Annotated in this window: 15 protein-coding genes; 10 read left to right on the top strand and 5 right to left on the bottom strand. The window is 58.4% G+C overall.

Going from position 1 to position 25,769, the window contains the following annotated elements; genetic code table 11:
- Window positions 1-18 precede the first annotated feature (18 nt).
- The 5 genes from A3OW_RS0119275 to A3OW_RS0119295 all read left to right on the top strand — a co-directional run bounded on the left by A3OW_RS0119275 (window position 19) and on the right by A3OW_RS0119295 (window position 8,591).
- Window positions 19-1,086 carry an HlyD family secretion protein gene (locus tag A3OW_RS0119275; protein ID WP_020565099.1) on the top strand — a complete coding sequence of 356 codons (1,068 nt, stop codon included), beginning with the start codon at window positions 19-21 and terminating at the stop codon, window positions 1,084-1,086.
- Window positions 1,083-3,842, top strand: coding sequence for a ribosome-associated ATPase/putative transporter RbbA (rbbA, locus tag A3OW_RS0119280; RefSeq protein WP_020565100.1), 2,760 nt, complete (start codon window positions 1,083-1,085; stop codon window positions 3,840-3,842). Before A3OW_RS0119275 ends, rbbA begins: the two co-directional genes overlap by 4 nt.
- Window positions 3,843-3,844: 2 nt before the next feature.
- Entirely contained in the window at window positions 3,845-4,969 is a 1,125-nt protein-coding gene (locus A3OW_RS0119285) for an ABC transporter permease (protein ID WP_020565101.1), read from the top strand.
- A gap of 40 nt (window positions 4,970-5,009) precedes the next feature.
- A complete protein-coding gene (locus A3OW_RS25445) occupies window positions 5,010-5,519 on the top strand; it encodes an SRPBCC family protein (protein ID WP_020565102.1) in 510 nt (169 codons plus the stop codon).
- A 327-nt stretch (window positions 5,520-5,846) separates the two neighbouring features.
- Complete coding sequence (locus A3OW_RS0119295; protein ID WP_020565103.1) at window positions 5,847-8,591, top strand: cation-transporting P-type ATPase; 2,745 nt, start codon at window positions 5,847-5,849, stop codon at window positions 8,589-8,591.
- A 48-nt stretch (window positions 8,592-8,639) separates the two neighbouring features.
- On the opposite strand, the gene ald is transcribed toward A3OW_RS0119295, so the two are convergent.
- Window positions 8,640-9,752, bottom strand: coding sequence for an alanine dehydrogenase (ald, locus tag A3OW_RS0119300; RefSeq protein ID WP_020565104.1), 1,113 nt, complete (start codon window positions 9,750-9,752; stop codon window positions 8,640-8,642).
- Between the two features lie 409 nt (window positions 9,753-10,161).
- On the opposite strand from ald, the gene A3OW_RS0119310 reads away from it, so the two are divergent.
- Window positions 10,162-12,069 carry a multicopper oxidase family protein gene (locus tag A3OW_RS0119310; RefSeq protein ID WP_020565105.1) on the top strand — a complete coding sequence of 636 codons (1,908 nt, stop codon included), beginning with the start codon at window positions 10,162-10,164 and terminating at the stop codon, window positions 12,067-12,069.
- Window positions 12,070-12,399: 330 nt separating this feature from the next.
- Here the strand turns inward: A3OW_RS0119310 and A3OW_RS0119315 are convergent, their stop codons facing one another.
- Both A3OW_RS0119315 and gshA read right to left on the bottom strand, forming a co-directional pair.
- Window positions 12,400-13,131 carry a phosphoadenylyl-sulfate reductase gene (locus A3OW_RS0119315; protein WP_020565106.1) on the bottom strand — a complete coding sequence of 244 codons (732 nt, stop codon included), beginning with the start codon at window positions 13,129-13,131 and terminating at the stop codon, window positions 12,400-12,402.
- A gap of 2 nt (window positions 13,132-13,133) precedes the next feature.
- Window positions 13,134-14,720: a glutamate--cysteine ligase gene (gene gshA / locus A3OW_RS0119320; RefSeq protein ID WP_020565107.1), complete on the bottom strand. Its 1,587-nt coding sequence runs from the start codon at window positions 14,718-14,720 to the stop codon at window positions 13,134-13,136.
- A gap of 67 nt (window positions 14,721-14,787) precedes the next feature.
- Here gshA and recQ point away from each other — a divergent pair, with 67 nt between their 5' ends.
- From recQ to A3OW_RS0119335, 3 genes are all read left to right on the top strand, one after another.
- Window positions 14,788-16,950 carry a DNA helicase RecQ gene (gene recQ / locus A3OW_RS0119325; RefSeq protein ID WP_020565108.1) on the top strand — a complete coding sequence of 721 codons (2,163 nt, stop codon included), beginning with the start codon at window positions 14,788-14,790 and terminating at the stop codon, window positions 16,948-16,950.
- A 194-nt stretch (window positions 16,951-17,144) separates the two neighbouring features.
- Complete coding sequence (locus A3OW_RS0119330; RefSeq protein ID WP_020565109.1) at window positions 17,145-20,354, top strand: BTAD domain-containing putative transcriptional regulator; 3,210 nt, start codon at window positions 17,145-17,147, stop codon at window positions 20,352-20,354.
- A gap of 268 nt (window positions 20,355-20,622) precedes the next feature.
- Window positions 20,623-21,759 (top strand): hypothetical protein, encoded by a 1,137-nt coding sequence (locus tag A3OW_RS0119335; protein ID WP_020565110.1) that lies wholly within the window; start codon window positions 20,623-20,625, stop codon window positions 21,757-21,759.
- A 412-nt stretch (window positions 21,760-22,171) separates the two neighbouring features.
- On the opposite strand, the gene A3OW_RS0119345 is transcribed toward A3OW_RS0119335, so the two are convergent.
- Together A3OW_RS0119345 and A3OW_RS0119350 are read right to left on the bottom strand one after the other, a co-directional pair.
- Window positions 22,172-23,347 carry an NnrS family protein gene (locus A3OW_RS0119345; RefSeq protein WP_020565112.1) on the bottom strand — a complete coding sequence of 392 codons (1,176 nt, stop codon included), beginning with the start codon at window positions 23,345-23,347 and terminating at the stop codon, window positions 22,172-22,174.
- Window positions 23,344-24,147: a ferritin-like domain-containing protein gene (locus A3OW_RS0119350; RefSeq protein WP_020565113.1), complete on the bottom strand. Its 804-nt coding sequence runs from the start codon at window positions 24,145-24,147 to the stop codon at window positions 23,344-23,346. Before A3OW_RS0119350 ends, A3OW_RS0119345 begins: the two co-directional genes overlap by 4 nt.
- 510 nt (window positions 24,148-24,657) lie before the next feature.
- On the opposite strand from A3OW_RS0119350, the gene A3OW_RS0119355 reads away from it, so the two are divergent.
- Window positions 24,658-25,764: a Do family serine endopeptidase gene (locus tag A3OW_RS0119355; protein WP_020565114.1), complete on the top strand. Its 1,107-nt coding sequence runs from the start codon at window positions 24,658-24,660 to the stop codon at window positions 25,762-25,764.
- The last annotated feature ends 5 nt before the right edge of the window (window positions 25,765-25,769 follow it).

Consider the following 25,769-nt stretch of genomic DNA (forward strand, 5'->3'; position numbering starts at 1 on the left):
TGCTTGTCGGAGTAATTGATGAGAGCATCGCTGAAAAAAACGCTGACTCTGATTCTGACCGGAGCGGCCATTGCCGCGGCCGCGGCCTGGTGGAGCTTGCGCCCGGACGGGCTGCCTCCAGGGATCGTGTCCGGCAACGGCCGCATCGAAGCGACCGAAATCGACGTTGCCACCAAGTCTGCCGGCCGGGTCGTCGAAATTGGACCGCACGAGGGCGATTTTGTGCAGGCCGGCGCTCTGCTGGCGCGCATGGATACGGACGTGCTGCTGGCCCAGAAGGCCGAGGCCGAGGCGCAAGTTCGCCAGGCCGAAAACGCTCATTTGACCGCAAAATCGATCGTTGCCCAACGCGAGAGCGAACGCCGTGCTGCAGAGGCGGTGGTAGCGCAGCGCCGGGCCGAGCTGGACGTGGCCCGAAAGCGGCTGAAACGGTCGCAGCGGCTGGTTGGCGAAGGCGCCACGCCGCAGCAGGAAGTCGACGACAACCATGCTCGAGTGTTGGGCGCGGAGGCAACCGTTAAAGCAGCGGAAGCGGAAGTCGCGGCCGCGCGCGCCGGCATCGAGGCGGCGAAATCGCAGGTGGTGGAGTCGCAGTCGTTGATCGAAGCCGCCAAAGCGACCGTGGCGCGGCTGAAGGTGGACATCGACGACCGCGAATTGAAGGCACCCCGCGACGGCCGCGTTCAATATCGGATTGCCGAGCCCGGTGAAGTGCTCGAGGCCGGTGGCCGCGTGCTGAACATGGTGGATCTGACCGACGTGTACATGACCTTCTTTCTGCCGACCGAAGCGGCCGGCAAGGTGGCGCTCGGCAGCGACGTCCGACTCGTGTTCGATGCCGCGCCCGAACTGGTGATTCCGGCCAGGGCCAGCTTCGTCGCCAGCGTCGCCCAGTTCACGCCGAAGACGGTCGAGACCGAGAGCGAGCGCCTCAAATTGATGTTTCGGGTGCGCGCGAGAATCGCTCCCGAGCTTCTGAAACAGCATCTCGAACAGGTCAAGACCGGTATTCCCGGCATGGCCTATGTCAAAATTGACTCGACCGTGGATTGGCCTCCCGAATTGGCGGTTAAATTGACCAAATGAACAGTCCCGGTTTTACGGATCCCGTCGCTCGCGTACAGGCCGTCAGCCTGCGTTACGGCAGGCTCCCGGCCCTCGACGAGCTGAGCCTGGAGATTCCGGGCGGATGCATGGCGGGGCTCATCGGCCCCGACGGCGTCGGCAAGTCCAGCCTGATGTCGCTGCTGACCGGAGCCCGAAAAATGCAGCAAGGCCGAATCGAAGTGTTGGGCGGCGACATCGCCGATGCGACGCACCGGCGGTCGATTTGTCCACGAATCGCCTATATGCCGCAAGGATTGGGCAAAAATCTTTACCTGACGCTCTCTGTATTCGAAAACATCGATTTTTTCGGCCGGCTGTTCGGTCAAGGGATGGCTGAACGCCGTCAGCGCATCGGCGAACTGCTCGACAGCACAGGATTGAGCTCCTTTCGGGACCGTCCGGCCGGCAAACTGTCGGGGGGAATGAAGCAAAAGCTCGGACTTTGCTGCGCCTTGATCCACGAGCCCGACCTCCTGGTGCTGGACGAACCGACCACCGGAGTCGATCCTTTGTCGCGCGTCCAGTTCTGGGAACTGATCGGGCGCCTGAGGGCACGTCATCCGGGCATGAGCGTACTCGTCTCGACCGCCTATATGGACGAGGCCGAAAGATTCGACTGGCTGGCGGCGATGGATGCAGGCCGGGTTCTGGCAACCGGCACGGCCGCTCAATTGCGGTCGGAAGCCGGCGCCGACTCGCTGGAAGCGGCCTTTATCCGGTTGCTGCCGGAAGAAAAGCGCCAGGGCCACAAAGAAATAACGATTCCTCCAAGAACTATCCGGGAAGAGCGCGAAATTGCAATCGAGGCGCGCGGCCTGACCATGCGCTTCGGCGATTTCGTCGCGGTCGACCGGGTCAGCCTTCGCATCGAACGTGGCGAGATCTTCGGATTTCTCGGCTCCAACGGTTGCGGCAAATCGACCACGATGAAAATGCTTACCGGCTTGCTGCAACCTTCGGAGGGCGAAGCGCTGTTGTTCGGGCGCGTGGTCGACGCCGGCAATCTCGACACGCGCAAGCGCGTCGGCTATATGTCCCAGGCGTTCTCGCTGTATTCCGAGCTGACCGTACGGCAAAACCTGGAGCTGCACGCACGATTGTTCCATTTGCCCGAAGCCGGCATACCCGCCCGCGTCAGCGAGATAGCCGATCGCTTCCTGCTCGGATCGGTCATGGACGTCCTGCCCGATTCTTTGCCTCTGGGCATACGGCAGCGCCTGTCCCTGGCCGTGGCCGTGATTCACAAGCCCGACCTGCTGATTCTCGACGAGCCGACTTCCGGCGTCGATCCGGTCGCGCGGGACAGCTTTTGGGAACTGATGATCGATCTTTCGCGCCGGGATCGCGTCACCATTTTCATTTCGACCCATTTCATGAACGAAGCCGAGCGCTGCGACCGCATCTCGCTGATGCACGCCGGCAAGGTGCTGGTCAGCGACAGTCCGGCTGCCCTGGTCGAGCGCACCGGCCATGCCGGGCTCGAAGCGGCATTCATCGATTACCTGAAAGAGGCAAGCGGACTTGGCGCTGAGCCGGCGTCGGCAAATCCCGTTCTGGACGCCAGCCGTCCTGGCCTGAGCGCTGCCTCGGCGAACGGCCGTATCGCCGATTTCAGCCTGCTGCGCCTGTTCAGCTACACTCTTCGCGAAACGGTGGAGCTGCGGCGCGATCCCGTTCGTTGGCTGATCGCCTTGTTCGGCACGTTATTGCTGATGGCCACGTTCGGTTACGGCATCAGCATGGACGTGGAGAATCTGCGTTTTGCGGTGCTCGACCGCGATCAGACGCAGCTTAGCCGAAACTATGCGCTGGATCTCGGCGGCTCCCGCTATTTCGTCGCACAGCCGCCCCTTGCCGACTACGACGAGCTCGACCGGCGCATGCGCAGCGGCGAGCTGAGCCTGGCGATCGAGATTCCGCCGCATTTTGCACGCGATCTGGAACGCGGCGACAACGTGAAAATAGGCGCCTGGATCGACGGGGCGATGCCGTCTCGCGCCGAGAACGTGCTGGGCTACGTGCAGGCCATGCATCAGGTCTGGTTGCTCGAACAGATGCGGCACCATGCGGCGGGACGAGGCCCGGCCGAGCTGATTTCGGTCGAGACGCGTTTTCGTTACAACCCCGACGTCAGGAGTTTGCCGGCCATTGTGCCGGCGGTGATCCCGATGCTGCTGATGCTGGTTCTGGCCATGCTCAGCGCGCTCAGCGTGGTGCGGGAAAAAGAGCTGGGCTCGATCCTGAATCTGTACGTCACGCCGGTGACCAGACTGGAGTTTTTGCTGGGCAAACAGTTGCCTTACATCGTCCTCGGGATGATCAACTTTTTTCTCGTGTGCGGATTGGCCGTGTTTGTCTTCGGCGTGCCTCTCAAAGGCGACTTCCTGCTGCTGAGCGTGGCCGCACTGCTCTACGTGACCACCGCCACCGGCCTGGGTCTTCTGATCTCGGCCTTTACCCGCAGCCAGATCGCCGCCATTTTCGCCACGTCGATTGCCACCGTCATTCCGACCCGGCAATTTTCGGGCATGCTCGATCCCGTATCGTCGCTGGAAGGTGGGGCACGCTTTGTCGGCGAGATATTCCCGGCGACGCATTTCGTGACCATTTGCCGGGGCGTCTTTTCTAAAGGGCTGGGTTTCGCCGAACTGAGCCCCTTGTTGTTGCCGATCGCTCTCGCGATTCCGGTGATCCTGATCTTAAGCGTCGCGCTGCTGCAGAAACAGGAGCGTTAGCCGTGCGCATTCTACGCAACGTCTTTCATCTCGGGGGCAAGGAATTGCGCAGCCTCGGGCGCGACAAACTGATGCTGATACTGATCGGGTTTTCTTTTACCGCGCAAGTCTACCTGACCGCGACCGGCCTGCCCGAATCGCTGCACAAAGCGCCGATCGCGATCGTCGACGAAGACCGTTCGCCTTTGTCGTCGCGCATCGTCCATGCCTTCTATCCGCCGCATTTTCTGACGCCGGAACTGATCGATCAATACGCCACCGATCCCGGCATGGACGTGGGCCTGTACACTTTCGTGCTCGACATTCCGCCCGATTTTCAGCGCGACGTGCTGGCCGGTCGCCGGCCGACCATCCAGCTCAACGTCGACGCCACCCGCATGTCGCAATCCTTCATCGGCAATAATTACATTCAGAACATCATCACCGGCGAGGTGAATGCCTTCGTACAAGGCCATCGCACCGTTCCTGTCCTGCCTGCCGATCTCGAGGTGCGGGCCCGGTTCAATTACAACCTGAGTTCGGTCTGGTTCGGCTCGGTGATGGAACTAATCAACAGCATCACCATGCTGTCCATCATTCTCACCAGCGCGGCGCTGATTCGCGAGCGTGAACACGGCACCATCGAACATTTGCTGGCGATGCCGCTGACGCCGTTCGAGATCATGACGGCGAAGGTATGGGCCATGGGCCTGGTGGTGGCCGTGGTGGCGACGGCCTCGCTTGTCTTCGTCGTCCAGGGGCTGCTCGGCGTGCCGATCGAAGGTTCGGTCGGCTTGTTCGTCCTGGGCATGGCTCTGCATCTTTTCGCCACGACCTCGATGGGCATTTTTCTCGGTACGGTCGCGCGCTCGATGCCGCAGATGGGCTTGTTGATGATCGTGGTGCTGTTGCCGCTGCAGATGTTGTCCGGCGGCTACACGCCGCGCGAAAGCATGCCCGAACCGGTGCAGAATCTCATGTTGGTTGCGCCGACCACGCATTTCGTTTCGTTGGCCCAGGCCATTCTGTACCGGGGAGCGGGTTTGAGCATCGTCTGGCCGCAGTTCCTCGCGTTGGTCGGCATCGGCGGCGTTTTCTTCGTCCTGGCGCTGATCCGTTTCCGCAGAACCATCGGTGCGATGGCCTGAGCACTCGATCATTGCACCAATTGAAGGATAACGAGAGCACATGCAAATTCATCAGCTTTACCGCCGGCAGGAATTGAACATGGCTTTGGAAGAAGCCTGGGATTTTTTTTCCTCCCCATATCATCTCAACGACATCACGCCGGCTTTTTTTCATGTCGAAATTACGTCCGGGGTTCCTCCGAAAATTTATGCCGGACTGATGATCAGCTACCGGATGAAAGCCGTGTTCGGGATTCCGATGGTCTGGCTGTCCGAAATCAGCCACTGCGACGAACCGAAACGCTTCGTCTATCAACAGCGCATCGGCCCGTTCAAATTCTGGAGCCACGAGGTCTGCCTGACCGAAACCGGATACGGCGTTCAACTGGAAGACGTCGTGTTCTATGCGATGCCGTTCGGCTGGCTCGGCGATCTTTTCAACCGCTGGCTGATCGCGGACAGACTGGAGCGCATCTTTGATACTCGGCGCGATTGCCTGAAGCGTCAATGGCCCATGGCGGAGGGGCTCAGCGGGCTCGAGAACGCTAGGGAAAACGGCGAGCGGAATTGATATTGCCCGACAACAGAAAGCTTGCGCAAGCAAGGGCGTTTGCCTTCAAGCCGGGACGCTGGCTCGTCCGATCGTCAGGCGCATTTTTTGATCTGAAAGATTGATGAAAGGTTGGTTTGATACGATGAATTTTTGGCCCGCTCCCGCCGTCCGGAAGGCAAGATAGGCTTCATGCAGGCGCGGGCATTCAATCTATTTCCTATGTTGATTCGAATTTTGTAAAAGAGATCGACGCACTGTCTGCAAAGACTCATTGAAACCGATCCATTCCTTGTAAAGCTTGTTCGATCGGTCGACAAGAATGAAACCGAACCCATTGGAGAGCCGATGATCAAGAACAGCGCAATCGATAAGCCAAGCGTCCATTGGCATAGCCTTGATGCCGACGAGGCGATCCTGCGGCTTCAATCGGACCGGCATCTGGGCCTGTCTTCCGAGGAGGCGCACGGCCGGGTCGGTCGTTTCGGCCTCAATCGGCTGCCGCCGCCACGGAAGCGCTCCCCCTGGACGCGCTTTCTGTTGCAGTTCCACAATGTTTTGATTTACGTGATGCTGATCGCCGCCGGAACGACCGCGATGCTGAGCGATTGGGTGGATACCGCCGTGCTCGTGACGGCGGTCTTCGTCAATGCCGTCATCGGTTTTATCCAGGAGGGCAAGGCCGAGGAAGCGATGGATGCCATACGCGGCATGCTCTCGCTGCACACGACGGTAATCCGCGACGGCAAGCGCAGCGAAATCGAAGCCGAACGGCTCGTGCCGGGCGACGTCGTCGTGCTGGCGTCCGGAGATAAAGTGCCGGCCGATCTTCGGCTTGTTTCGGGCAAGGGTTTGCGGGCGAACGAGGCCCTTCTGACCGGGGAATCCGAAGCCGTGGAAAAAATGCCCAATGCCGTCCGGGACGATGCTCCGCTCGGCGAGCGCAGCGGCATGCTTTACTCCGGAACTCTGATCGCCTCGGGCCAAGGCACGGGCATTGTCGTTGAAACCGGCGTGCACACGGAGCTGGGCCGCATCAGTTCAATGCTCGACCGGGTTCCCGGCGCCGCCACGCCTTTAATGCGCCAGATCGCCGGATTCGGCCACTGGCTGGCCTTGGCGATTGTGCTGATGTCGCTGGCGACTTTTGCTATCGGAGTGCTCTGGCATGGCCATCCGCCCACCGAAATGTTCATGATGGCCGTGGCGCTGGCGGCTTCGGCGATACCGGAAGGATTGCCGGCCATCATGACCATCACGCTGGCTCTCGGCATGCGGCGCATGGCCAGAAGGAAAGCCATCATCCGGCATCTGCCGGCGGTGGAAACGCTGGGAGCGGTCACGGTCATCTGTTCCGACAAGACCGGTACCCTGACCCGCAACGAAATGACGGTGCAGAAGATAGTCACCGCCGATCATCTATTTGACGTCAGCGGCGTGGGCTACGCCCCGGACGGAGCCATTTCCCTGGAAGGAACGCTCGTAGCTCCGGAAGAGTATCCCGAGCTGGCGGAAATCGCACGCGCCGCCGTGCTCTGCAACGATGCGCAACACCATCGGCTGCCGGATGGCTTCTGGCAAGTAGCCGGGGATCCGACCGAGGGCGCCTTGCTCGCGTTTGCCGCTAAAGTAGGAACGGATCCCGTGTGGGAAAGAGAAACGGCGCCTCGCACCGACGCCATTCCGTTCGAGTCCGAGCACCGGCTCATGGCGACGCTTCACCACGATCATCAAGGCAACGGATTCATTTATGTCAAAGGCGCGCCTGAGCGAATTCTGGACATGTGCGACCGTCAGGAAGGCCACCGTTCGATTCGAAGCGAGCTGGATGGAGAGTACTGGCGTCTTTGCGGCAAGGATCTGGCTTCGGGAGGACTCCGGATTCTGGCGATCGCCGCCAAACGGACCGAAATATCGAAAAGCGAGATAAATTTCACCGATCTGGAAGGAGGATTTGTCTTGCTTGCCCTGGTGGGCCTCATCGATCCGCCTCGGGAAGAAGCGATCGCCGCGGTGAGAACCTGCCACAGCGCGGGCATCCGGGTCAAAATGATTACCGGCGATCATGTCGATACCGCGCAGGCCATCGGTTCACGGCTCGGAATAGGCGTAGGTCGGCCGGCCTTGACCGGCGCCGAAATCGAAGCGGCCGACGACGAACAATTGCGCGGCATGGCGTTGGCCGTGGACGTCTTCGCACGCGCCAGTCCGGAACACAAACTGCGCCTGGTACAAGCGCTGCAGGCTTCGGATCAGATTGTCGCGATGACCGGGGACGGCGTCAACGATGCGCCGGCATTGAAGCGGGCCGACGTCGGCGTGGCGATGGGGCTGAAAGGAACCGAGGCGGCCAAGGAAGCGTCGGACATGGTGCTGGCCGACGACAATTTCGCCACGATCGGCAACGCGGTCTACGTGGGCAGGGGCATTTACGACAACATCAGGAAATTCATTCTGTTCATGTTGCCGACGAACGGCGGCGAGGCTTTGGTCGTGCTGGCCGCGATTCTGTTCGAGCTGGCTCTTCCGTTGACGCCCGCTCAGGTGCTCTGGATCAATATGGCCACTTCCAGCACCCTGGGGCTGGCCCTTGCGTTCGAACGCCCGGAACAGGACGTCATGCACAGAAAGCCGCGCGATCCTCGAAAGTCCCTGCTTTCCTGGTTTTTTGCCTGGCGGGTGCTGATGGTTTCGGTATTGTTCATGACCGGCGCGCTGGGTCTGTTCCTTTGGGAACTGGAACGAGGGGCGAGCCTTGCCACCGCACGCACCATGGCCGTAAGCGCCGTGGTCGGCGCCGAAATGTTTTATCTGATCAATAGCCGTTATATCTACAAGTCCGTTCTATCGTTTGAAGGATTGTTCGGCAGTCCTTACGTCCTGGCGGCCATTGCGGTCTGCGCCGGCTTGCAGATTTTATATACCCATGCAGAACCCATGCAGGCCCTGTTCGGTTCGACCGATCTTTCCCCGGATGAATGGCTGAAGGTCACGCTTGCCGGATTATTCGTATTTACTGTTGCGGAGCTGGAGAAAGCGGTGATTCGTCTTCTCGGATATTTTAAGCGGGTCCGTCACCGCACCGTCCGATAGCTGCGTATCGTCTTTTCCGGTGAGAAAATGCGTTTCTTTCAGCGCAAGTTAACTTGCCAGCGCTTGCAGAGTTTCAGTGTATGGCAAATCCAGGGACTTAGCGAGCGCCGGATGGGTGACCCGGCCCTTGTGGATGTTGAGGCCGAGCCGCAGCGCGGGATCGTTGCGGAGAGCGTCGAGGCCGCCGTTGGCCAGTTTGACGACGTAGGCGATGGTCTGGTTGCTCAAGGCGTAAGTGCTGGTGCGGGGCACGGCGCCGGGCATGTTGGCGACGCAGTAGTGCACGACGCCGTCGATTTCATAGGTCGGGTCGCTGTGCGTGGTCGGCCGGGTGGTTTCCACGCAGCCGCCCTGATCGACCGCGACGTCGACGATCACCGAGCCTTTGCGCATGCCGAGCAGCATCGAGGCCTCGATCAGCCAGGGCGCCCGGCCGCCCGGAATCAGCACGGCGCCGATGACCATGTCCGCGCTGTAGACGACTTCCTCGATCGTATAGTGATCGCTGAGACGGGTCTGCAATTGGCCGCGGTACAGATCGTCCAGGGATTTCAGGCGATCGTGACTGACGTCCAGTACGGTGACCTGCGCGCCGTAACCGACCGCGACTCTGGCCGCGTTGCTGCCGACGATGCCGGCGCCGAGAATGACCACGTGGGCCGGCGCCACGCCCGGAACGCCGGACATTAACACGCCGCGTCCGCCGTGGGTTTTTTGCAAATAGGTGGCGCCCACCTGAGGCGCCATTCGTCCCGCCACTTCACTCATCGGCGTCAGCAGCGGCAAATGGCCGTTTTCGGTTTGCACGGTTTCGTAAGCGATGCCGGTGGTTCCGCTCTTGAGCAGGGCGTCGGTCAGCGTTCTGTTCGACGCCAGATGCAGATAGGTAAACAGCAGCAAATCCGGCCTTAGAAACCGGTATTCCGGTTCGATCGGTTCCTTGACCTTGACGACGAGTTCCGCCGACCAGGCCGCTTCGCCGCCCGAGACGATTTCAGCGCCGGCCGATCGATATTCGAGGTCGGTAAACGAACTTCCGGTACCGGCGCCGCTCTCGACGAGAACCCGGTGGCCTTGCTGAATCACTGCTCTGACGGCTGCGGGCGTCATCCCGACGCGGTATTCGTTGTCCTTGATTTCTTTGGGTAATCCGATGAGCATGGGCGGTAAAATAAATGAGTTGGAAACGAAGCCGCTGAAACCACGGTCTATAAACCGAATGGGTTTAGAGCATTTCCATATTGCGGTAGAGGCGGCCATCGCCCAAACAATCTGAAAATGCTCTAACGGTACTGCACAGGCATTAGACGGGAATACGGCAAGAAAGTTTGTGTTTCCAGTATACCATGGTTATTTGCAGCCCAAAGACCGCGCTCTGTTACGTTCGACGAAACGGTGTCGATTGTAAAAACAGGTCGGGCTCCTGCCTTTCTCGGGCAGTTCAAAAAAGCACGTTTGAATTAAGGAAATAAGGCTTGAGTATAATAAAACTCTAATATAAACTCATGGACACGGTTTTCCGGTTTTGAAAGACTGCCTTCACTAACGACCCACACTCGAAGGAGATTTTATGTCCAAATTCAATTATTCACGCCGCCGATTCCTGGCTCATTCCGGATTGGGGCTGTTGGCCTTCACCGGCATGCCGGGCTTGTTGCGGGCGATGGAAGGAATGGGCGCAATGCCCCGAATGACGCCAAGATCGGCCTCGCCCAATTTCAAGCCGGACGTCGAACTCGAATTGTATTGCCGTTCAAATTCGGTATCGATTCTTCCGGGAAAACAAACGCTGGTGCAACAATATTTCGGTAAATTGCTCAAAGGGCCCGAAAATACGCTGACCGATATTCCGGGTTCTTACCTGGGACCGATCATGCGGCTGCAGAAGGGCCAGAAAGTCCGCATTCATCTGATCAACAAACTGCCTGAAGTTACCATTACCCATTGGCATGGGCTTCACGTCCCGGCCGAGATCGACGGCCATCCGGTTTACGCGATCGATCCCGGCCAAACCTATGTTTACGAATTCGAGGTGCTGAACCGCGCCGGCATGAACATCTACCACCCTCACCCCCATGAAATCACGGCGAAGCAGGTCTACCACGGGCTGGCCGGCGCGCTGTTCGTCAACGACGAAGAAGAGGCGGCCCTGGAGTTGCCTTCGGGCGAGTACGAAATCCCGATCGTTATCCAGGATCGGTTGTTCGACGATCAGAATCAGTTGATTTACGCCCGGACCATGCATGACCGCATGCTGGGTTTTTACGGCGACCGCATTCTGGTCAACGGCAAGCCCGATTTTCATCTCGACGTTGAAAGCCGCGCCTACCGGTTGCGTTTTTTGAACGGTTCGACCGCGCGCATTTACAAACTGGCCTGGGACGACGGCATGCCGATGACCGTTCTCGGCGTCGACGGCGGCTTACTGGAAAAGCCCGACAGCCGGCCCTACGTTATGCTGGCGCCCGGCGAGCGGCTGGACGTCTGGGCGGACTTCAGCGGACGCAACGAAGGTTCTCAATTGGTCATGCGCAGCCTGCCGTTTTCCGGCGTGTTGCCGAAAATGGCCGAACGCATGATGGGCGGTCGTGGCGGCAGAGGAGGCATGGGCATGATGGGCGGTATGGGCATGATGGGAACGGCTGCGCTTCCGGTGGGCAGCGACTATCCCGTTTTCACGGTCCGCGTCGCCAGAAAAGTCAGCGACAGTCCCGCGCTTCCGAATCAGTTGTCTACGATCAAACGGTACAAGATCTCCGATACGGCCAATCCCGGCAAGCCCGTGCCGATCGCGATCTCGGAAGGTCCCATGGCGATGCTGCTGAACGGCAGGCCCTATGCCTATAACGACGTGCAGCCGGGAGAGCGGATTCGGCTCAACAGCATTCAATTGATGGAAATTTTCCATGCCCACGGCGAGGGCGGAGGACATGGCCAGCGCTCTTCCGGCACGGGTTCGGAGCATGATGCGGCGCAAAAAAGTGAAGAAAGCATGGAACACGGCCAGGGCGGCATGGGCATGATGGGCGGCATGAGGATGGGCATGCACGGCCGGGGCGGCATGGGGATGATGGGCGGCGGCATGGGCATGGGTATGCACGGCGGCGATCAGGAAGAAGGCACGAGCGGCGAAGGCGGCCAGCATGGCGGCATGGGCATGATGGGCGGAGGCATGATGGGCGGAGGCATGATGGGTGGCGGCATGGGCATGATGATGAGCATGGCGCATCCGATCCATCTTCATGGGCAGTCTTTCCAAATCGTCAGCCGGAATATGAGTGCTGAAGGGCAGGCCGACTATGAAACCGTTCGGGAAGGCTTCATTACCAGCGGCTGGAAAGATACCGTGCTGGTGATGCCGGGCGAATCGGTGCGCATCATCAAGCCTTTTCAGGATTTCAAAGGATTGTTCATGTACCACTGCCATAACCTGGAACATGAAGACATGGGCATGATGCGCGATTTTCTGGTCGAATGACGCCTTGGAGATGCGTTCGGAAAAATTGCCGAATGGCGGTCTTTTTCAATGTGGGCGGGTAGGGAAAGAAGCTCTTTCCGGCTTCTTTAAGAGCATTTTCAGTTTGTCTGTACGGATTTTACCTGGGTGGGGACTCATCAAGCGATAAAAACTCTCTGGAATCGCCCAATTCAGAGGCTGTCGTAAAAGTCAAAACAGAACCCTCTCCCCTCGGGGAGAGGGCAGGGAGAGGGGCTATCAATCAATGTCTTACTTTATTGATTCCCCTCACCCCAACCCTCTCCCCCGAGGGGGAGGGAGCTTTGACGACACCCACATTCAAATAAAGATTTACTGCTTGTCCGGCTTGAGGTTGTCGGCATGCAGGCCGCATTCTTTCTTCGTCTCGGCTTCCCACCACCAGCGTCCGGTCCGTTCGTGCTGGTTCGGCAGGATCGGGCGGGTGCACGGTTCGCAGCCGATGCTGATAAAGCCCTTCTGATGTAATTCGTTGTAGGGCACCTGGTAGGCTTCGATATAATCCCAGACTTGCGCCGAACTCCAGTTGAGCAGCGGGTTGAACTTGATCAGTCGGTGCTGTTCGGTGGAAAAGGCGCTGTCGATCTGCACTTCGGGCAGATCCTGGCGGGTCTCGAGGCTTTGGTCCCTGCGCTGGCCGGTGATCCAGGCGTCGAGATGGGCCAGTTTCCGCTTGAGCGGCTCGACTTTTCGAATGCCGCAGCATTCCTGATGCCCGTCTTCATAAAAGCTGAACAGGCCCTTGCGTTTGACGAAAGCGTCCAGCACCTGCCGGTCGGGCGTCAACACATCGACGTCGATCTGATAATGTTTTCTGACCTTTTCGATAAAACGGTAGGTTTCCGGATGCAGACGGCCGGTATCCAGCGAAAAGACCGGAATATCCTTCCGGATCCGGACCGCCATGTCGATCAGCACCACGTCTTCGGCGCCGCTGAAGGAAATGGCGATGTTGTCGAACAGCTCCAGCGCCTTTTTTAAAATAACACGGGGATTTTTGGCGGCCAGTTCCGATTGGAGCTGTTGGATGTCGAACGAATTCATGGTTAACGTTGGGCAAAATACTGTTGTAAAAATTCATCGAAGGTCAAGCGATCCTTGCTTTCGATGTCTTTCTGTTTGTCAATGGATTGGGCAGCAAGTTCCTGGAACTGACGGGTCCGGGTTTCATCGAGTTTGTTGAGCCTGAAATAGCGGTCGTGTTCGAGCGACATGTCGATGGCGAGGCGCGCAAACGGCAGCTTCCGGAGCGACATCGTTTCCAGCAGCCGGGCCGAAGGCGTCCGGTCGGGATTTTGCACTGGAATTCCTTGACCGGCCAAGGCAGAACTGTACGGTTTGTCTTTGCTCTCCCGATCGAGTACGGCGCAGACCGGCTGCATGGCGTCGAGAATTTCTTCGGCCCAGTCCCTCAGCAGTATTTTTTTGCCGTTGCGCATCAATTCCAGGCCCGGTTTCCTGCCGAAATTGGCGACCGCCAGTTGGTTGGCATTATTGATCGCAAAATCCTCTTCGGTGTTGAACGGGCTGTCCGTTACCAGGCAGGTTAAGAGCAGTGCTTCAATGAAGCGCGCTTTATCGACGTCAATGCCGACCGGATCGAACAAGTCCAGATCCAGAGAACGCATTTCGACGTAGCGGACGCCCCGGCGCTTGAGCGCGAGCGTCGGTTTTTCTCCCGACATGGCGATCTGCTTGGGCCGCATCGTGCTGTAAAACTCGTTTTCGATCTGCAGGATGTTGCTGTTGAGCTGCCGGTATTCGCCGTCGATCTTGACCCCGATTGTTTCGTATTCGGGATACGGCGTGGTGATTGCCCGGCTCAGGCTGGCGACGTAGCGGTCCAGGGAATTGTAATCGACGTGCAAGGACGCCTGGTTCCTGCTTTTATAGCCGATGTCGCTCATGCGCAAGGACGTCGCATACGGATGGTAAAGCGTGCCGCGGTCGAACTCTTCGAATTGCGCCATCAGGCCGGGGCGGCTTTTGAAAAAGCTTTTGCAGATGGCGGGGGACTCGCCGAACAAATACAGGATGATCCAGCCGATGCGCTGAAAATTCCGGATCAGGCCGAAATAGCCGTCGGCGGTGAACTGTTCGAGGCTGTGTTCGCTGTTTTCCAGTTGCTGCAATACCGGCCATAACGCCGTCGGCACCGAATAATTGAAATGAATGCCGGCGATGGCCTGCATGGTTCGGCCGTAGCGGTGCCACAAGCCGTGCCGGTAGACGTGCTTCATCCGGCCCACGTTCGACGAGCCGTAGCGCGCGATGGGAATGCTGTCGTCGCCGTCGATTCCGCAGGGCATGCTGGCGCCCAGCAGCATTTCACGATCCAGGTTCTCGTAGACGAACTGATGCAGATGATGCAGATAGTCGAGGGTTTCCCGGACGTCGGCAAACGGAGGCGTAATCAGTTCGATCAGGGCTTCGGAGTAATCCGTGGTGATGTACGGATGGGTCAGCGCCGAGCCGAGTTCTTTCGGGTGGGGAGTTTGGGCGATAAAACCGTCATGGGTTACGCGCAGGCTTTCTTTTTCAATGCCTTTGAGTCCGTCACACAGCAGTTGTTGCCGATCGCCGGACAGTAACCGGTCCAGCCGTGCCGGAAGCCTATTATTCGTATGCGTCATGGAGTGGGCGTCGCTACTCTTGAGTCCTGTATTATAATGGGACGCTATTATAAGGGGGTTTGACAGATTGAAGAAACTTTATCATCATCCGGAAAACGCGGAGCAGGGCGGCCGGCCGATCGAAATACTGAAATCCGTGTTCGGTTACGACGGTTTCCGGGACCCCCAGGAAGACGTCGTCAAGCATCTGTTGGACGGCCGGGACGCGCTGGTGCTGATGCCGACCGGCGGCGGCAAATCGTTGTGCTATCAGATTCCCGCCCTGATCCGGCCCGGCGTTGGCATCGTCGTTTCGCCGCTGATTGCCCTGATGCAGGATCAGGTCAATGCGCTGCTGCAACTGGGAGTCAAAGCCGCCTATCTCAATTCGACCCTGTCGCTGGAGCAGATTCGCGATGTCGAACGGCAACTGTTGGACGGCGATCTGGATCTTCTGTATATCGCGCCGGAAAGGCTGACCGCCGAGCGCACCCTGGCCCTGTTCGAACGCCTCCGGATTGCCCTGTTCGCGATCGACGAGGCGCACTGCGTATCGCAGTGGGGACACGATTTTCGCGCCGATTATCTCCAGCTTTCGCTATTGCACGAGCGCTTTCCTGCCGTTCCGAGGATTGCCCTGACCGCCACGGCGGACGCCCGGACCCGCCGGGAAATCGTGCAGCGCCTGGGGCTGGAACAGGCCCGGCTGTTTCTGCGGGGCTTCGACCGGCCCAACATCCGCTACCGGATCGTGCAAAAACAGCAGGCGCGTCAGCAGTTGATCGAATTTATCCGTACCGAACATGCCGGCGATTCCGGCATCGTCTACTGCCTGTCCCGGAAAAAAGTCGAAGAAACCGCCGAATGGCTCAAAACTCAGGGAGTCAGGGCCTTGCCGTATCATGCCGGGATGACGGCCGAAGCAAGGCAGCGCCATCAGCACCGGTTTTTGATGGAAGACGGTCTGGTCGTCGTCGCCACCATCGCGTTCGGCATGGGCATCGACAAACCGAACGTGCGTTTCGTCGCGCATCTGGATCTGCCGAAAAGCATCGAGGCCTATTATCAGGAAACCGGCCGCGCGGGGCGCGATGGCCTGCCGGCCGACGCCTGGATGGCTTACGGCCTGCAGGACGTCATCACGCTCAAGCGCATGCTCGGAGAGTCCACCGCTGACGACTCGCACAAACGTCTGGAACTGCACAAGCTGGATGCGATGCTGGCTTTTTGCGAACAGGTGCATTGCCGCCGGCAAGCCTTGCTGGGTTATTTCGGGGACAGCCTCGAACAGCCGTGCGGCAACTGCGACACCTGTCTGGAGCCGGTGCAGACCTGGGACGGCACGAAGGCGGCGCAGCAGGCGCTGTCCTGCATTTACCGCACGGGGCAGCGTTTCGGCGTCGCTTATCTGATCGACGTGCTGCGGGGCTTGACCGGCGACAGAATCCGTCGTTTCGGCCATGATCGCTTGTCGACCTTCGGCATCGGCAAGGAATTGAACGAGCAGCAATGGCATTCGGTTTTCCGGCAACTGGCCGCGCGCGGCCTGGTCGCGGTCGATTTCGAGGGGCACGGTTCGTTAAAACTGACCGAAGCCTGCCGCCCGGTTTTGCGCGGCGAACAGCCGCTGATGTTGCGCCTGGACATCCGGTCGAAGCCGGCCAGAAGCGGAAGGGAGGCCCGGAAGCCGTCCGTCTCGGGGCAGGATCAATCCCTGTGGGAGGCGCTGCGCGCCAAACGCCGTGAAATTGCCGATGCGCAGGACGTGCCGCCCTACATTATTTTCCATGACGCCACCTTGACGGCCATGCTCGAAGCCAGACCCGCCACGTTGCGGCAGATGGCGGTCTTGCCGGGCGTCGGCGAACGCAAACTGGAACAATACGGCGAGGAATTCCTGGCGGTCATTAGAGAATACGCCGGGCCCGGCGCCATAATAACCGAAACGATCGACACGACTCTGGAACTGTTTCAGTTGGGCTACAGCATTGAGCAGATTGCCCGGAAAAGAATGTTGAAAGAAACGACGATCTACAGCCATCTGGCCCAAGGCATAGAACAAGGCCGCGTGGCCATGCGCAGCGTAATCGAATTGCCCGACTCCGAAATCAGGCAAATCGAAGACGCTCTGCTCGATTTGCCTGAGGATCGAAAGAATTCGCTGAAACTGGTTTACGAGCGGTTCGACGGCGTTTACAGCTATGACGTATTACGCTGCATCAGAGCGGCTTTGCAGAATCGAACCGCCTGAAATTACGGGCTGCTCGTTTTTTGATTGAGTTATTGACTCCTCGGCAAGCCGGAAGGATAGCCCTTCGACAAGCTCGGGACAAGCCTGTCCGGCCTACGGAACTTCTTTTATTATTCTCCTAGGAAAAAGTGTTAGGGTAAAAGAAGCTAAGCCTCTAAAATTCGAAAGGTAGCTATAGAGGACGGAGAATCCAATTGACCCGATTAATAAAGCTCCCGCCGAACCGGGCCCCTTTCTCAGCCAAGCTGGTTTCGCCTCGGCTCCACAATCCGGTTTTGCGCCCGCGCCTGTTCCAACGGCTTGACCGACTTCGAGAGAGCGCCATCCTTTGGCTGGTCGGACCGCCGGGAGCCGGCAAGACGACGCTGGCCAGCACGTATCTGTCCGAAAAATCGCTGACTCATCTCTGGTACCAGATCGATGCCGGCGATGCGGACGCGGCAAGCTTTTTTCTCCATTTGAAGCAGGCCATTCAGCAGGCGGCGCCCCGCAGCCGCCAGAGCCTGCCCTTGCTGACGCCGGAATACGTGCCGGGATTAACTGCCTTTGTCCGCCTGTACGCCGAAGCCCTGGCCAAGTGCCTGAAAAAGCCGGCCCTGATCGTCCTGGACAACTACGAGCAGGTTCCTCCCGACGCCGCTTTGCACGAGATTGTCCGGGAATTGACCGGTTCTCTGCCGCCCGACGTCGGCCTGATGATTCTGAGCCGAACACAGCCGCCGCCGGCTTTCACGAGGCTGCGCCTGCACGGCGATCTCGCCGTCGTGCACGGAGAGGAGCTGAATCTGACGGCCGAGGAAGCCCAAACTTTTGCCGAATCCGGGCAGAGAAACCCAAAAGCGATCGACGCCGAACGGGTAGATCGGATATTGAAGCAATCCCAGGGCTGGATCGCCGGTTTCGTGTTTTTGCTCGGAACCCATCAGGCAGCCGGCCACGGCGCTTCTGAAACGGAGGAAGCGGGAGGCAATCCGCAATTGATCTTCGATTACTTCACTACGGAAGTTTTCGGGCACTTTTCGCCCACGGTCCGGTGTGGGCTCGTCTGTTCGGCGTTGCTGCCGGCGATGACGATCTCTCATTTGGCACGGATTACCGGCGATTCCGAGGTTGCTGCGGTGTTGGCCGAGTTGCAGCGGCGAAACTGTTTCGTGGTCCAGCGAGGGCAGGGCGAACCGGTCTATGAATATCACGCCCTGTTTCGGGCGTTTTTGCTCGACCAGGCCCGGAGCGTATTCGCAGCGAGTGAATGGCGGCGTCTTCAAAAATGCGCCGGGGATTTGCTGGCCGAAGCGGGGCAGGCCGATCGCGCGGCCCACCTCTATAAGGAGGCGGAAGAATGGCCGGCGCTGGCCGGATTGATCCTCCGGGAAGCGCCTTCGCTGCTCGCCGCGGGCCGGCATCGAACGCTGGATCAGTGGATCGATACGCTTCCGTCGACAGTTCGAGCCGAGCCCTGGCTGCTGTTCTGGCAGGGCATGGCCAAATCGCCGCTGCGTCCGGCCGAGGCGCGGGATCTGTTCGAACGGGCTTATTGGGTTTTTGATCGTCAGAACGACACGGCCGGACTGTATTCGTCCTGGTCCGGCCTCATGGAAACGTATATGAACGAGTTCGACGATTTCCATCTGGTCGATCCCTGGATCGAGGAGTTCAAACGGTTGCGGCTGCGGCATCCGGAATACCCTTCCCCCGACGTCGAGTTGCGCACCGCTTGCGCCATTGCTACCGTGATGTTTCGAAGACCCCAGGACGATCTCGTGCAAGCCTGGTCGGAGCGGGCTCCGGGTTTGCTCGACCCGGTCAATCACCTGGAGCTGTCGATCCTGCTGGGCAGCTTTGTGACCAACTATGTGGGATGGCAAGGGGATCCGCACAAGATCCGCCTGATCATCGAACGGCTGGACTCTTATACTCATTCGGAAACGATATCGCCTCTCGCCTATATTCTCTGGCGCGCGGTAGGAGGGCGCGGGGCGTTCCACGCTGTCTTCGGCGATACGGACGGCTATCGGCAATGCGCCTCGGAAGCCCTGGCCATGGCGGAGCGTACCGGTCTGCATCTGTGGGATGTTATTTTGTATACGATGCAGGGAAACTGTCTTCTGATTAACGGCGATATGGCCGGAGTCGAAGCCATCATAGAGATGATCAAGAACCATCCGTACAAGAATCACTATAAGGACCTCTCGTTTTATCATCATTTGCGCTCGAATGCGGCAGGGCAGCGCGGCAATTGGGTCGAGGCCGCGGAAGAAGCCCGCACGGCCGCGGCGATGGCCATAGCCGCCGGCAAGCCCTTTCCGGAAGCCAATTGCCGCATCGACCTGGCGCGGGCGTTGTTCCGCCTGGAGCAAACGGCTGAAGCCCGGGAGCACTTGAATCAAGCCAGGGAGATCGCTCGAGCGATGAACAGCAAGCTGCTCGAGCATCTTTGTCTGGTGACGGAAGCGACGACGGCCTTTCAAGCCCATCAGGAACCGCTCGGGCTTGACCGGCTTGTCGAGGCTCTCAGGTTGAGCCGGATCATGGGCGGTCCCTTGTTCGACCTGGGCGGCCCTCCGCTGATGATCCCCTTGTACAATCGCGCTCTCGAAGCCGGCATCGAGGTGGAGCACGTGCAGGCCATGATTCGCCGTTATCAATGGGTTCCGCCCGATCCCGCCCTGGCGTCGGACCGCTGGCCGTGGCTGGTGCGGATTTACACGCTGGGCCGCTTCGACCTCCTGTGCGACGGCCAGCCGCTCCGTGCGTCCCGCAAGGCTCAAAACAAACTGCTGGAACTGATCAAGCTGCTCTGCGCTCTGGGAGGATCCGCCGTTCATCCGTCCCGCGTGACCGACATCCTATGGCCCGAGGCGATAGGCGATGCGGCCGACCAAGCATTGAGTACCACGCTGCACCGCCTCCGGCATCTGATGAAACACGACCACGCGATTCGGCTGGAGGACCGCTATTTGTCGCTCGATCCTCATTTAGTCTGGGTCGACGCGCTGGCGTTCGACCGCATCGCCCACCACCCGGAGCGCATCGACAAGAAGACGCTGCAAGCCGCTCTGAACCGCTACCGGGGGCCTTTTCTGGAAGGGGAGCCCGCCGCCTGGGCCTTGACCTTTCGGGAGCGCCTGCGCAGCCACTTTCTGAAACTGTCGGAGCATCTCGGCGCTTCGCTGGAACAGGAAGAAGACTGGCCGGCCGCTCTCGATTGCTACCACCGGGTTGTCGAAGTCGAACCGGCGGCGGAAAGCTTTTACCGCCGGCTGATGATCTGCCAGGCTCAACTGGGCCGGCGCGCCGAAGCGCTGGCCGTCTATCAGCGCTGCCGCCAGGCGCTGCTGACCCATCTCGGCATCAGCCCGACCGCCGAAACGCAGGATCTTTACCGTAAACTGAGCGACGGCTGAGTAGGGTACGCACCGCGTACCTTCTCAAAACGGGCAGAGTGATCGAGTTCCTGGTACGCGGTGCGTACCCTACCTTTGCCGTGAATGCCGCCGGTCTGTGTCCGGCCGGCATTAAAAGAAAAACTTTCCAATCTGTACCCTATCTGTAAGTCGACTTCGTGTACTCTACTTTCGTAGCCATTCTCCGCAGGAGAAGAAAATTGTCGAAAGTCCTATAACCGGGCAACCGCCAGACAACCGGATTAAACCCAAAAAGATAGGTAATGCTATGAAAACCGAATTCAAGAAAAGCCGCTTATCACTGGTCATAAGCAATAAAGAAATTGATTCAAGAAACGATGTCGGAAATTTTCATGAGTTGAGGGCCTACCTGTGTCCTCCGCCAGGCCGTTTCAGTTGGGTCCTTATGCTGATTCTGGGATTGTGGGCCCTGTCCGCCCTGGCGGAGGAAGATTTTCGCTATCGTTATGTTTCGCTCGAGGATGCCGTGCTACCGCCGGGATTTCTTTTTTTCGATCCGATCGCGATCAACGACAGTGGCCGGGTGTATGGGACGCTGTATGACGAGACGGACATCATTTATGTAGCCGTCTATGAAGACGGGGTGGTAACCATCATAAACCCCGGCTTTACCGTTGCCGCCAACGAAAGCGGCACGGTGGGAGGAGCGGTAGTGAATGACCCGGATAACTTCCTTACCCAGGCCGCCCTGTTCCGGGGAAGCCAGGTGGAACTCATTCCGGCCAATACCGAATTTGACTATGTAATTGATCTGAATGATTCCGGCACGGCGATCGTGGCGTCATCGGAGTATTTCCTATACAAGAACGGCAAGACCACCGCGCTCGATTTCGGGCCGAACGCATTGCCTTATTTATTTCTCCACGTCAACAACGAAGGGACCGTATCCGGTACGAACTCCATCTCGTCGGGACACAACCGCGGCATTTTACTCGATACAAAAGCCGGCAAAACGACGCAATTGGATCCTTTGCCGACGGAATCGGACAGTTGGGCCGTGGACATCAACAACAGCGGGAAAGTGCTCGGCTACTCGTTCGTCAGCGGCGGTACGGAACGCATCGGGCTATGGGACAAAAAAGGAAAATTCAAGACCTATTTCGTCGAAGGGACGCCGGAATTTCCGACCATCAGCAATTTCCTGGCGTTCAATGACAACAATCTGATCGTCATTACCTCGACGTCGGACGGCAAAAGCTATCTGGTGACCAAGCCCGGCGGCGTGCGGTTAAACGTGGCCGACAGCGTGGAGAACATGCCGGCGGATCAAAAGCTATCCAAGATATTGGACATCAATAATAAAGGGGACATGATCGGTTACAGTTTGTCTTCATATTTTGTTACCGACACTTACTTACTGCAACGCATCGATGACGACGATTGACGGGGCCGCGTTTTCCGGGGCGACGGGTGCCGGGCTGGCTTCTTGATGGATAAAAGCTTATGAACCCGACGGTCTGATTATAAAAACTTAACATCGGCCTGTTGGCGCTGCTGAGTTTCACGGCCGTCAGCCAGGCGGTAGACTGAGCATAGGAACGAGTTTACCCGGAGTCCCCCCGCAACGGACGCTTGTTGAAGGCAGGGCCATTCCTGGCCCCGCCTTCTTTTTTCGTGGCACAAGAACCACGGCTTCAAACTTGCCGTATGAAAATGCTCTAAACATTTAACCTTCCTTTCATCGTTCCCACGCTCTGCGTGGGAATGCAGACTGAACCGCTCCAGCGGTTCGGGACGCAGAGCGTCCTTGCGGGGGATTCCCACGCAGAGCGTGGGAACCATAAGTGGAAGTTATCCTAACCTTCCTTGCCGTCGATCCTTGGACTGGTCAGTATCGGGCCGTAGACGAAAATGAACAGCGAAAAGGCGGCCAGCCAGGCCAGCGTCGAGCCGTAAATAAAGATTTCATAGCCGTTGGGCCAGGCGATCGGCAGCAGAACCCGGAAGAAAGCCGCGACATTGATCAGCACGAAGCCGATCGCGATCGCGTTGGAAGCCCGAAGCGCCCGTCCGGTGTGGCCCAGCGCCACTCTCGCCATCATCCCCAGCGTCAAAACGCCGATGCCGCCCAGGGTAAACGCATGCATCGCCAGCGAAGGCTGAATCAGCGAATACGCCGACAATGCCGTTAACGCGAAGCCCAGGATGATCCAGCCGTAGCCTATGTACAGCACCCAAAGCAGCGGCACGTACCAGATTCTTTGCACGTACCAGCCCGCCACCCGGGCGATGTTGATAACGGTCGCGAGCAGGGCGGGCAGGGCCAGCCAGATTCCGGAAACATCGAACAACAGCAGGCCGAACACCAGCACCGCGGAGACGACGGATCCCTGGTCGAATTGCGGATTCCGGATGGCCAGCGTGCCCGGCAATCCCCGCTCGGTAAAAAAAGGAAAGACCCGGCCGGCAACCACCAGGATCAGGATGACGATGGTGCCCACCACCAGTTGCAAGCCCACCATGGCCGTATGCGCCTTGAGTCCCAGCATTTCGCTGTGGATCAGGCCGTTGCCGTAAGCCAGAAACAAAAGCAGGGCGGTAAAAATCAGATTCCGGTATTGCTGGGCGGCCAGGATCGGTTTGGTGACGTGGTAGGCTAAAAGAGGCAGGAACGCCAGATCGATCAGGGCGATCAGGCCATCCGGCAGCAGGTTGGCGTAAAACGGCGCAATGCGCCCGTAAAGCCATAAAATGCAAAGCCCTGCCAATTGATCGCCGGTCAGGGTCGGCCGGCCGGTCCAATTTTTCACCGCGGTTAGCAGAAATCCCGAAATTACGGCGACCGAATAGCCCAGCAGCATTTCATGCGCATGCCAGTACGTGGGGGTGAAGTAGTTTTCGGCCGCCCAGGTGCCTTTGAAAATCGCATTCCACAACAGGATCAGAATCAGCGCGGAGAATCCGGCCAGAGCAAAAAAAGGCCTGAATCCCAAGGCGAACAAAGGATAATCGAATATGTTTTTTGTCTTCATTGCGGTTGTTGCTCCAGCCAGTCCAGTTCAGCATTCGAGAAACCTGCAATTATACGCAATTCTTTGTTGAATGGGCCTTTTGGTTTGCCGCCCTTGTAGTAGATTTCGATGAGCTGCCGGTATTGCGCCACGGGTTCGAGGCCCTGGGCGACGCAGGCGTATTTGAACCAGATCGAGCCCAGTTCCACGTGCCCGACTTCATCGGTCAGAATGCGCGTCAGAATGGCGGCGCTTCGCTGATCGCCGAGCTGGAGGAATTTTTCGATCAGCGCCGGCGTGACGTCCAGACCGCGCGCTTCCATGCAGCGGGGCACCATCGCCAGCCGCGCCAGAAGGTGATCCGCGGTATCGGTCGCGTGTTCCCAGAGACCGCCGTGCGCCGGCAAGTCGCCGTAATCGAGGCCCATCGTCCGCAAATGATCGCGGATCAGTGCAAAATGCTGCGCTTCCTCGTCGGCCACCCTCAGCCAGTCCCGATAAAAGGATTCGGGCAAGCCGCGGAACCGGTAAAGCAGGTCCCAGGCCAGATAAATCGCGATGAATTCGACGTGGGCGATGGCATGAAAAAACGCCGCGACGCCTTCGGACGTCGTGAGTTTTCTCTTCGGCATTTGCTGCGGCGGCAACAGCCTGGGCCGCATCGGAAACCGGACTTCGGCGATAGGCCGGATCGGAGCGGAGGGGTCGAGACTCAGCCGACCTTCGCTTACCAACTGCGTCGCTTCGTGAGTCAGGGCCAGTTTTTCGTCGATGTCGTCCCGGTGCAGGCAGGCTTCGGCGTAGTCGAATAAAGTATTCATTGAAAATCCAAGGTCACGGAGCACCCTTTATGGGCTGAAAGAAACGTAGGCTGGGTTTACCCTAAAGGGCATAAAAGGCGCTGGCCGTAACCCAACGCATTGTTGTGACGGATCAGGCTTCGATTGTTGGGTTACGCTCTATCGAGCTAACCCAACCTAAGCAATGGATTCGTAGCGCCCGGCATCGCTGAATAATTGTCGGGAAACGTATTATAGAAGGCAATGCCCCGAGTCGGATAGGGGAAATGACACCGTTTGTTGCAAGCGATGCCCGACGATTCGTGATTGCTTCGAGGCGGCCTTATATTGCAGGCAGGGAGAGTTAATCTGACAACGAGGCGAAATTTTCGAACGGAAGCCTCCCGTCGGAAAGCGTTTTCGTTTTCCTCGAGCTGAAGTTGAAGCTCTCCGTCTGAATCTATTTTCATAAATTGAGTCTACACGTTGTCTCGGCCGGATTTTATTCATCCGGCCCCCGGATTAGGCTTGATAATTGATTAAGGAGTCAACATGAAAAAAAGACTGTCCTTCCATCTCCGAGCGTTCGTGCTCTCGATGCTGCTGGCCGCAGGGTTGGAGCCGATCCCCGTCATGGCGGAAATGATGCCGTTGGTCAATAATCCCTTGCCCGCGATGCTGAAAAAAGTGGTGCCGGGAGTGGTCAACATTTCCACGACGACCCGGATTCGCATGGATGAAAATCCTCTCTTTCGGGATCCTTTTTTCCGCCAGTTTTTCGACATTCCCAACATGCCGATAGAACGGGAACAGCAAAGCCTCGGATCGGGCGTGATCATCGATGCCGCCAAAGGGTACGTCATCACCAACAATCACGTGATCGACAAGGCCGACAAGATTACCGTGACCCTGCAGGACGGCCATAATCTGGACGCGACGCTGATCGGCAGCGACCCGACCACGGACATCGCCTTGATCCGGATCAAAGGCGATAATCTGGTCCAGTTGCCCAAGGGCAATTCGGATTTATTGCAGGTAGGCGATTTCGTCGTGGCGATCGGCAGCCCTTTCGGTCTGGGGCAGACCGTCACCTCGGGAATCGTCAGCGCCCTGGGGCGCACCAGTCTCGGCATCGAAGGCTATGAAGATTTCATTCAAACCGATGCTTCGATCAATCCCGGAAACTCGGGCGGGGCCTTGGTCAATCTTCAGGGAGAACTGATCGGCATCAACACGGCCATCGTGGGACCGGCGGGCGGCAATGTCGGCATCGGTTTCGCCATTCCGATCAATCTGGCCGATTTGATCGTGAATCAGATCATCCGCTTCGGCAAGATTCAAAGAGGGCAGTTGGGCATTCAGATCCAGGATCTGACGCCCGCTTTAGCCAGCGCGTTTAATATCGATCGGCAGCAGGGCGCGGTGATCGCCGGTGTGATTCCGGGGTCGGCCGCGGAACAGGCGGGCATCCAGAGAGGGGACGTGGTTGTTGCCGTCAATGGCCAGTCGGTAGACTCCGCGACCAAACTGTATCGTCATATTGCCTTGATGCAGGTCGGCGATATGGTCAGTCTGGACATCCTGCGAGGCGGCAAGGAACGAACCATTAAGGCACGTATTTCCAAACCCATCGCAGTCAGGCGGGTTCAGCCTTATTAAGAAAA

Origin of the sequence: Methylosarcina fibrata AML-C10, assembly GCF_000372865.1 — a bacterium.
Taxonomy (GTDB): domain Bacteria; phylum Pseudomonadota; class Gammaproteobacteria; order Methylococcales; family Methylomonadaceae; genus Methylosarcina; species Methylosarcina fibrata.